Below are 1,914 nucleotides of genomic sequence, written 5' to 3'. Positions count from 1 at the left end.
CAGGTTCGGTGTCTGCCCGGGCTTGGTATGAGGGGGTCGGGGGGCGTGATCTTGTAGCTTCGGGACGACGACCGTTTCGAGGAGGCAGCGAGCATGGGAACGTTCGGGACCGGCCCGTTCTCCAGCGATGGGGCCATGGACTTCCTGGGAGAACTCGCTGAACGGCCTCCTGAGCGCCGGGGGTCTGCGCTGGCGCGCATGTTCCTCTTCGTGAAGGACAACCCTGAGCTGCTCTGGCGGGAGTTCTTTCCCGACGAGGTCGTGGCCGCGGCCGCGGTTGTTGCGGCTGCGTTGCCCGGCGGGCAGCAGATCGACGAGCAGCTTGAAGCGCTGGTCGAGCAGGATCTTGTTCCGGACGTCCGGTTGCCTGCGCCCGCGTCCGATCTAGCGGGTGCCGCGCTTCAGGCCCTGACGTTCGTCGCCGGGCCAGAAGGCCCTTGGCATCAGGGTTGGACGAACGACACGGACGCCGCTGAGGCGCGCGAGACTATCGCTGTGCTGTCGCGGGTGCTCACCCTTGGCGCCGGCGCGCCGGAGTGATCTTCGCGTTCATCGAACGTTCGGCGCGGGAGACGGCGCTGTTTCGGGTGTGAGTTCGGTGAGCCAGCGGTGGTCGTATCCGAGCTGGTCGAAGCGGGTTTGCAGCCAGCGTCGTTGGCGGGTTCCGGCGGATCGCCATTGGTCGCGGAGTCCGTCGGCCAGGTTGTTGCGGCGGTGAGGGTCGAGCCATGGGGTCAGGTCGTGGCAGATGTTCGCGATCTCGTTGGCTCGTTCGCGTCGCTGATCGAGGGATTCGGCCGATTGGTTGTTGTGGGCGGCAGCCGTCAGGACGCGGATCTCGAGGATAGCCATGTGCAAAAGCCGGATGGTCGCTTCCTCCGTCGCGGCCGGGGGCGGAGCGTTCGCTGGTTGGCTGCTGGTCGGGGCCGCTGGTGTTTCATCGATGAGTGCTGGTGATGGGGGGGCGGGTCGTCCGGCGGGTGGTGATGTAGGTGCGGACGGCGGGGTAGGACGGTGTGGCGTCGTGTTCGTCGTGCAGCCGCTGCCAGATCGTGGCGGCGGTGATTGCCGGGTCGGCTTCCAGCATTGCGTCGATGTGTTCGCGAAGCCCGAGCAGAGCCGTCGGCTGCCGTTCGATCTTCTTGCGGGGCGGCGGGATCTCGGACTGCAGGGCTTTGCCGACGGTGCGGCGGCTGACGTGGTGCTTGGTGGCGAGAGCGCGGATGGACATGCCGAGCCGGGCGTCGTAGCGGAACGCCGCGAACCGTTCGCGTTTGCGTTGCTCGTTCAGGGTCTTGCGGGCCTCGTTCTCGCGGGTCCGGCCAGGGGTGCGGGTTCGGGGAGCCAACTCGGGCAGTGCCCGGACGAGGTTGGCGGGGTCTCGGCCGGCCACCGCGGCCAGTTTGTCCAGCTGGATCGACCCGAGCGAGTTCGGCGGCGTGGTGAGTAGCTGACGGAGGTAGCTGGGCCGCAGGTGATTGGCCTCAGCGAGGCGGTGGACGTAGCGTTCGGCGGTCTCCGCAGCGGACGGCCGAACCCTCCGGGGCAGTGGGAGCAGCTGGTCGCCAATCATGGCCGGCGTGCGGCGTTCGGGTGCCGGGCGTGGTTCTGGGCGGCGTGGTCAAGGTCGACGGCGTCGAGCAGTTTCCGGGTGATCTTCTCGGTGCCGGTGAGGATGGCGTCCAGGGCGGCGCCGCGGATCAGGTGGGACAGGCTGCCGATCATGCCGGCGGTGCGCTGGTGCAGGTAATCGGTGAGGCCGACCAGGGTGTCGGTCCGATGGTGTTGCAGTCGCAGGGAGTTCTCGATGGTGGCGATCAGGCTGGTCCACTCGGCCGTGCGGGGAATCGGGTTGGTCGGGATCATGGTGAAGCGGCCGGCGATCTGGCTGCCGCGGACGCCGGAGAACAGGCC

3 protein-coding genes and 1 pseudogene are annotated in these 1,914 nt (G+C 68.1%); 1 reads left to right on the top strand and 3 read right to left on the bottom strand.

What is annotated here, in order from left to right; genetic code table 11:
- Positions 1–93: 93 nt before the first annotated feature.
- Entirely contained in the window at positions 94–540 is a 447-nt protein-coding gene (locus Dsi01nite_RS54845) for a DUF4259 domain-containing protein (protein WP_203854493.1), read from the top strand.
- Positions 541–549: 9 nt separating this feature from the next.
- Here the strand turns inward: Dsi01nite_RS54845 and Dsi01nite_RS54840 are convergent, their stop codons facing one another.
- From Dsi01nite_RS54840 to Dsi01nite_RS54830, 3 genes and pseudogenes are all read right to left on the bottom strand, one after another.
- On the bottom strand, positions 550–852 hold the full coding sequence (locus Dsi01nite_RS54840) for a hypothetical protein (protein WP_203854492.1): 303 nt from the start codon (positions 850–852) through the stop codon (positions 550–552).
- Positions 853–937: 85 nt separating this feature from the next.
- Positions 938–1,573: a hypothetical protein gene (locus Dsi01nite_RS54835; protein WP_203854491.1), complete on the bottom strand. Its 636-nt coding sequence runs from the start codon at positions 1,571–1,573 to the stop codon at positions 938–940.
- Positions 1,570–1,914, bottom strand: a pseudogene (locus Dsi01nite_RS54830) (ATP/GTP-binding protein); the annotation flags it as partial. The pseudogene Dsi01nite_RS54830 and the gene Dsi01nite_RS54835, both read right to left, overlap by 4 nt.

The sequence above is a fragment of the Dactylosporangium siamense genome (genome assembly GCF_016862795.1).
Classification (GTDB): Bacteria; Actinomycetota; Actinomycetes; order Mycobacteriales; family Micromonosporaceae; genus Dactylosporangium; species Dactylosporangium siamense.
The sequence above is the reverse complement of the archived record's forward strand: the minus strand, read 5'-3'. Positions and strand labels throughout refer to the sequence as shown.